Here is a 6460-nt window from a genome sequence, read left to right as displayed (position 1 = left end):
ATTGCCATAAAGCTTGCGTCAAATACCAAAATATATGCGCGAATTACTGAAATGAGAAAGCGAACAGGCAAAAGCAGAAAGCAGATTGCCATAAAGCTTGCGTCAAATACCAAAATATATGCGCGAATTACTGAAATGAGAAAGCGAACAGGCAAAAGCAGAAAGCAGATTGCCATAAAGCTTGCCTCAAATACCAAAATGAATGCGCGAATTACTGAAATGAGAAAGCGAACAGGCAAAAGCAGAAAGCAGATTGCCTGTGTGAGTATTGCCAGAAGAAAGAGAAAGTCGGTTTTGGGCATTTGCCCTTGGTGCTGGAATTTACACCGCTATTTTATTGACTTGGTTGAAAACCCGGAGTAGTTTCTAGGGAAAGTTGTCACCCCCGCATCTGAATAACTTTAGACTGGATCTCAAACTCCGGAATCTGCTGAAGTCGAGTTTCGCTCAGATTATACTGCTCGCAAACTAAGCTGATACGAGCCTGTGAACTTTTAACTTGATTCACCGAATGTGTCAAATCACCGCGAAAATAAAGCAGGGTATTGGTTTGAGGCTGAATCTGACCAACTTTGTTTCCACGTTCCTGGAGTACCAGTTCTCCTCCTTGCAGGTCAGATGGCACTTGGACATAAAGAACACTCACAATAATTGGAATGGCGATCAACTGATTATAGTCAGAAAGACTACAGTCAACGTGTGGCTCTACACGAGTTCCCCCCTCTAGTACTAGGGGATTGAGATAAAATGCATTGCAGTCAGGCATCAGGGCAACTCTCAAATACGGTTGGAAGAAGGGAAAGTGCCGTTCAACTTCACCGATGCCTGAGCGTTTAAAGACTAACGAAAATCCTTTAGTTCCGGCAAAGCTTTCACTTAGTTGACTCGCTGCTAAATAGGGGGAAGATAGGATTTCCATTCGCAAAGATTCCAGGTAGTCAAGGGGAAATATTTTTGACTTTAACGAGTAATATGTATTGAGAAGTAGTATCATAAATTCAATCTCTCTATTAACTCAAGTTGCTAGTTATGCTCATGGCTCATGGCTCATGGCTCATGGAGGATATTATTGTTGTGTTCTTTACATCTCGCCAGCAATTAGCTATTAGCAACGCCCAAGTTTATAAATAGCAACTTGCGTTATTATATCTCCAGAAAAAGTTACCATTATTGTTCGCAGGAAATAGGCAAAGTTAGCATATTCCTAAACCTGAGATCTTGCACCTTGAGGCAGAGCCTCAGTATTCTCGTTCCCAGGTTGAACCTGGGAACGAGATCCGGTGGGCTGCTGCCTCCCGTGGTGCAAGATGTGAGAAACAGAACATTGCCCACCAGCGAGGATAGACCTGAATCCTGACACAGTATTTATTTGTTCTGTAGAGACGTTACATGTAACGTCTCTACAAGGTAGACAGTGCCAAATGTCATCCGACGTTGATTTGTTGCACCTCTTTACTCTCTGAGTGATTAGGTTCCTTCCATCGCCTAACAAGATGATTTCCTAGCTTCATCAGAACAGTTTTACTCTCATGGCATATTGAACTGTTGCCATTACTTTGCGCCCATTTTTCTACTTCTCGATGCCTCACAGTCTCGAAAATCTCCTTAGCTGGAAATTTTAGAATGAGAGGGTCTGCTAGAGAATTTTCTCGAGGTTTAGTAATTCCATATTTAGTCGCTATATAGATTTTTTTGAAGCTGCGACCGTAGCCCCCTTGACTGGCATAATCCCACCCTTTGATTTGTTGCAAAAGACCGTATAAACTTGAAGCTGTAATGCAGGTAAAGAAATTAGCCAAAGGATTCCGTCCTGCTTGTGCTTGAATGTTATCTTGCGAAAAATCAAAGAACCATTGTTTACGGGAATCTGGAAAAACTATTTCTAGTTGATAAATTACTTGCCAATGGCAATGATCTAGGAAAAGGGAATCTTTCTTTTCCATGATAAACTTAGGCAGATGTAAGCAGACTTCTTCATTAATTGCCTCTCTCATCTCATCGAGATTATAATTATCTGGATTGTCGTCAATTAGGTTATTCCCTACATTTATCGGTGAAAAAACTAAGCTGTCTCTATCATCCTCAACCTTTTTGACAAATTGACACATTTCTTTGAGGTGACTAAACTCGCCGTTTTTAAAGGCTATTATGTCCCCTGGATCGAAAGCAAAGACGTTTTCTTCTATTTCTGGGTAAACCATTTTCACATCTTTACAGAATTGTTCTCGCGTTACTGGGAATACAATTTGGTTCAGCCAAGATGACCCATTGATGAATTTGAAGCCATTGGCTCCGGGAGCGATCGCCTTTGGTTTAATAAAACTTATTAGCTGAAGCAACTGGCTGTATTCAGAGTAAGGAAAGGACAAACTCTGATTAGTGTGGTAATTAGTTTCTAACATTGGTTGCCAGCCTGCCAATAAGAAGTCAATCTGGGGATAGTGAGATTTTACCAAACTAATTGTATCTAAGCTGACTGCGGTGTCTACTTGATTCCAGCAAACCCCCGAGCGATCGGCAAATACTATGCCATACTCAGGAACGCGATTGTCAGAGCGAGTTGCTAAAAGACTGGTAGCTCCCAGCTTAACTTCACTAAAATCGCTCAAATGATAGATTTGCGAATATCCCAATTTGCGGAGACAAGTTTCTATCAGTTTGTCCTTGGGAATTAGGACATCGACTGTTTTTGGTAGATAGGCAAGGGAGCGAATGTCAAAGTGATCCAGATGGTGGTGAGATATAATTAGCAGGTCGAATTCCGGCAGGAGTTCATGAATCACCTCTCGCTTCGGACATACATCCTCTATGCCTTCGGCGTGGGGGTCCCAAAGCACCGGGTCCATAAGAATTTTGCAATCTTGGGTTTCTACAAATATTGAAGCGTGTCCAATCATGTGAATTTGCATGGCTCACCTCTGTTGTTAATAAGATTCTGACTTTGGCAGAAAGCGGAACGCTACATTAGAAGAATATCCGACGCCTGTGCCACTCCCCGATTAAGAAGTGATAAGCTGCTCCGCATTTAAATCGAATAAAGAGACGGGGCTTGCATGCCCATCCCACAAGAATCTCAGAAAAATTGACTGTAAAATTAGATGCGTAGCAGCTTATCGTTGACCGTTGCTAAGGAATTACGACCTGTAGGGGCTTTTTCCCAATTAGCCATTAGCAAGCTCGCAATTACCAAGAAAGGCCGATCGTTCCGATGCAACCGGACATGATATGATTTGATAACGCCAACTATTTACAAGTTTGCTGAAAACTTTACAGGGTTACAAGGCAAAATCTTTCGGTAAAATTATCAGTTTTTTCGTTGTTGTCAGAATAGGTAGTGATATCGTGTCCCTGAGCAACGGTTGTGTAACTGCTAATAGCTAATCGCTAATGGCTGCTCTGGAGGCAATTGAATTGCGAGCAATTAGCAAGCGAGCAATTAGCCATCCATACACTACCGATACCTAAGGACATGATATGAGAACGAAGCGATAAGCGCTCGCATATCCTTAACTATTAGACCTCTCCAAAAAAGAAGCTCAAGGGCAGGCAGGATGCCCACCCCACAAGAAGTTGAATGCGATCGCAGCTCGATGAGTTCAAGATTCTATATGTAGGGTGCGTTAGCGATAGCGTAACGCACCTTACACCATATTTAATGTCGGCGTAAGTCCTGAGGCAAAGGCTGCGTAGGCAGCCTTTGTTTGTATAGCCGCGCCTTCAGGCGTTAGGCAGTGGGTGAGAGCGCTTCAGGAATAGAGCGATCGCAACAGCAACGCACAGCAAGGCTGGGATGGCGGAAGGTTCGGGGACTGGTTTTGGTTCCACGCCCAGTGCGGCGATCGCTTTATCTCCCCGAATCAAGCCAAAGCCATATCTGGAGTCGAAACCAGACGAAGGGCTAACAGCCGTATTTCTCAGAACGCTATAGATCTCAGTGGGCGTTGCAGTTGGGTCTCCTTGCAGTAACAGCGCAGCTACCGCAGCCGTATATGGAGCCGACGCGGAGGTACCGAAGAAGCTGAAGAAGCCGGGGTTGATATCGCGACGAGAGCCTCCACCCAAATCGAAGGAAATAGGTAGCGCATCCGGAGCCACAACATCAGGCTTGAACAAACCAGGGTTACCTTGGGAAGAAAAGGGTTGTATTTGCCCCTGGTCTACAACAACACCGAACGCTCGGTTGAAGTAGGATGGCTCGCTGCCGTAGTACACTGCTCCAACGGTCAGCGCATTTGGGTTGTTTGCGTGCCCGTATATTGGAAAGTCGGATGCATTACCAGCGTCAGTGAAGTAAGAAATCCCTTGATTGAATGCCCCGGTAATCGCCTGGTTGATTGGCCCGTTCGGAGGCTCGAGATCTAACAAATCTGGGGGTACATCAGGAGTATCCTGAGGGTTATAACCGATATCATCGACGATGATGTCAGCCCCGGCAGCCGCTAGAGCCTGAATGCCTTGAGCTAATTCATCCACGCCGCCCACACCTGTGTGGAACACCAAGTTAGCACCTGGAGCCACAGCATGGATCAGTTGCGCTATGGCGCGACCTTCATCCCCCGCACCTGGCTCGGAGTACTCCTTTAGCACGTTAATGCCAGATGGTAGGTAGCCGTTGGCTATGTTAGTTGCATAGGTATCCAGGTTGCCAGAGATATCAAAGGTTTCTGCTGTGTTGAAGCTATCGGATAGGAAACCGATAGTGATTCCGGTGCCGTCTAGATTGTAGCGATCGCGCAAAACATCAACCCCTGTAGCTTTGGCTGCTGGTTCAATCGGCAGGGTGAACGTAGCCGCCTGGACTTGAGCAACAAAGCTCCCAAGTACAGCGGTTGTTGCGATCGCCCCTGACGTAACAATTTTCTGTAGGAGTCTCAAATCTCTCATAGCGTTTAAGAACCTTGAAGTATAGAAGTTCTCAGCATTAAGGTTAGGTTTAATTTTCTTAAAAAACTGAGCGAAAGTAAACCCACTGAACGCAGAGGAATTTTCTTGGCTGGGTTCACTGGGTTAGAGCAGTTTGTACTTACTGCTGATTACTGGTGTGCTAAGCTTACGCTTACACCAAGTCGTTAGCATTTCTCTTGCAGATAAGGGTCCACAATATCTTCTTTACCTCATATTCTTTGGTCGAAAAAATGCAATTACCACCTGCCACTGACTCCAGGGCTTCTTCGGATAATTCTCCTTCAGCTACAGATGGAGCCGGGTTATTTGGCAGTACTAAGTAAACCTTGTTAGCAGTTTCATGGATGACTTCGATTTCCAGGCCTTTTGGCATTTCTTCACCGGACTCTCTTGCATAAACTGCCTTGGGATTGCTGAGCAATTCTTGCTTGAAGTTCTCATCTTCCAAAGCTCGATCAATTAGCTTTTGCTCGAACTCGAACCGGGTGTTCATGGCTTGAGAGATGATTTGTTTCATTTGTTCGTGCATTTTATTTTCTCCTTACTATCTTCTGTCAATCTGGTTTTGACACTAACCAGAGTATCGAGGCTAAAATAGACCGTCAATTCAATTTCTTTAGGACTGCACCAAAATAAATCAGAGTCAATCAAACCTAAAAAAATGCGAGCAATACCGAAAAATTTTGAATGGCGAGTTGCAGCTCGTCTCCTTTAAGCTAAAAGTCTAGATCTGTAGCTTTAGCTGCCGATTTAATCGGCAGAGTGAAGGTAGCAGCTTGCACAGAAACAACGAAGCTGCCGAATGCAGCAGTCGTTGCGATCGCCCCTGACGTAACAATTCTTTTGAAGAGTCTCAAATCTCTCATAATGTTATATGAATTCTGATGAAAGTAAACCCAGTGAAACCAGAAGGATTCTCTATCGGGGTTCACTGGGTTAGATTGGTACAAAACACCATAGATAGATGTTCTGCGTAAGTCCTGTGGTGTGCTAAACAAGTGGCACTACACTAGGTCGTTGGCACCGCGCAATATGCTCCCGAAAAAGCACTTTTTGATACATGACCCAAATAAGCAGACACCACCTGCCACCGCCTCCAGTGCTTCCTCAGATAATTCTCCTTCAGTAGCAGTTGAAGCCGGGTTATTTGGAAGTACTAAGTAAACTTTGTTTGGAGTTTCCTGAATGACTTCGATTTCCAAGTCAGTTGGCAGTTTTTCGCCTGACTCTTTCGCATAAACTGCCTTGGGATTGCTGAGCAACTCTTGCTTGAAGTTCTCATCTTCCAAAGCTCGCTCAATTAGCTGACGCTCGAACTCGAACCGGGTGTTCATGGCTTGAGAGATGATTTGTTTCATTTGTTCGTGCATTTTATTTTCTCCTTATTATCTTCTGTCAATCTGGTCTTGACACTAACCAGAGTATCGAGGATAAAATAGACCGTCAATTCAATTTCTTTAGGACTGCACCAAAATAAATCAGAGCCAATCAAATCCAGGACTTACGCAAAGAAACCAGGTTTCTATGAAAAAAAGAAACCCGGTTTTTGGCGTAA

Annotated in this window: 7 protein-coding genes; 1 reads left to right on the top strand and 6 read right to left on the bottom strand. The window is 44.2% G+C overall.

What is annotated here, in order from left to right; genetic code table 11:
- Positions 1–363: hypothetical protein (locus tag ACE1CM_RS42785; RefSeq protein ID WP_374885431.1), on the top strand; the 363-nt coding region annotated here is incomplete at its 5' end.
- A gap of 16 nt (positions 364–379) precedes the next feature.
- On the opposite strand, the gene ACE1CM_RS42780 is transcribed toward ACE1CM_RS42785, so the two are convergent.
- The 6 genes from ACE1CM_RS42780 to ACE1CM_RS42755 form a co-directional block, all read right to left on the bottom strand.
- Positions 380–994, bottom strand: a complete 615-nt coding sequence (locus ACE1CM_RS42780; protein WP_374885429.1) for a 2OG-Fe(II) oxygenase — start codon at positions 992–994, stop codon at positions 380–382.
- A gap of 430 nt (positions 995–1424) precedes the next feature.
- Positions 1425–2909, bottom strand: a complete 1485-nt coding sequence (locus tag ACE1CM_RS42775; protein WP_374885428.1) for an MBL fold metallo-hydrolase — start codon at positions 2907–2909, stop codon at positions 1425–1427.
- An 808-nt stretch (positions 2910–3717) separates the two neighbouring features.
- On the bottom strand, positions 3718–4884 hold the full coding sequence (locus ACE1CM_RS42770) for a S8 family serine peptidase (RefSeq protein ID WP_374885426.1): 1167 nt from the start codon (positions 4882–4884) through the stop codon (positions 3718–3720).
- A 172-nt stretch (positions 4885–5056) separates the two neighbouring features.
- Positions 5057–5434 carry an NHLP leader peptide family RiPP precursor gene (locus tag ACE1CM_RS42765; RefSeq protein ID WP_374885424.1) on the bottom strand — a complete coding sequence of 126 codons (378 nt, stop codon included), beginning with the start codon at positions 5432–5434 and terminating at the stop codon, positions 5057–5059.
- A gap of 187 nt (positions 5435–5621) precedes the next feature.
- Complete coding sequence (locus tag ACE1CM_RS42760) at positions 5622–5771, bottom strand: hypothetical protein (RefSeq protein ID WP_374885422.1); 150 nt, start codon at positions 5769–5771, stop codon at positions 5622–5624.
- A 138-nt stretch (positions 5772–5909) separates the two neighbouring features.
- Positions 5910–6275: an NHLP leader peptide family RiPP precursor gene (locus ACE1CM_RS42755; RefSeq protein WP_374885420.1), complete on the bottom strand. Its 366-nt coding sequence runs from the start codon at positions 6273–6275 to the stop codon at positions 5910–5912.
- Between the last annotated feature and the right edge of the window lie 185 nt (positions 6276–6460).

Origin of the sequence: Microseira sp. BLCC-F43 (genome assembly GCF_041929235.1) — a bacterium.
Lineage (GTDB): Bacteria > Cyanobacteriota > Cyanobacteriia > Cyanobacteriales > Aerosakkonemataceae > Microseira.
The sequence above is the reverse complement of the archived record's forward strand: the minus strand, read 5'-3'. Positions and strand labels throughout refer to the sequence as shown.